The organism is Nodosilinea sp. P-1105, from assembly GCF_012911975.1.
Lineage (GTDB): Bacteria > Cyanobacteriota > Cyanobacteriia > Phormidesmidales > Phormidesmidaceae > Nodosilinea.
Genome location: NZ_SMDQ01000195.1, coordinates 1 through 511, shown reverse-complemented (window position 1 = coordinate 511; position 511 = coordinate 1). Strand labels below are relative to the sequence as shown.

The 511-nt window shown below is 35.8% G+C and carries 1 pseudogene; it reads left to right on the top strand.

Annotated features, from left to right (window positions below):
- Positions 1 to 511, top strand: a pseudogene (locus E1H13_RS26735) (hypothetical protein); the annotation flags it as partial.

The window sequence follows — 511 nt, the reverse complement described above, 5'->3', positions numbered from 1 at the left end:
CTTCAAGAATAGCCTCGATGATGCAAAGAAAGTGACCCGAGAAATTGTCAGAAGTGAATTGATAGAGCATATTCAACCTCTAATCCAGGAGGAGAGTAACTATTTAGGGAGACTACTTAAAACAGAACAGGTTATTGGCGATATTTCTGTTTATTATTATCTTGCCTCAAAAAATCCTGAGAAGTCACTTGAATGTGATCTGCTCAATGCCAGAGGATTTAATGTTAAGTTTTTCAACCAGTCTAATAAACCAAAAAGACAGTTGGGAGACGTTTTGGTTGTAGATGTTTCAAATACCAATGAAAACATTGTCTATTTAAAAGCAGAAGATAAGAGTCAAGAACAAGAAGCAGCCTTTGAAGCACTGGAAAAACTTGTTGAAGCAAGTCTAAATGATTTAATTGCTGATAAAACAGGCAAAAACATGCCAGTTATCGTTGTTTATGTGCGCCCAGGCAAGAAAAGATTAACACTGATCGATAATCTCAAAACTGAATTTACAGAAGTCAAG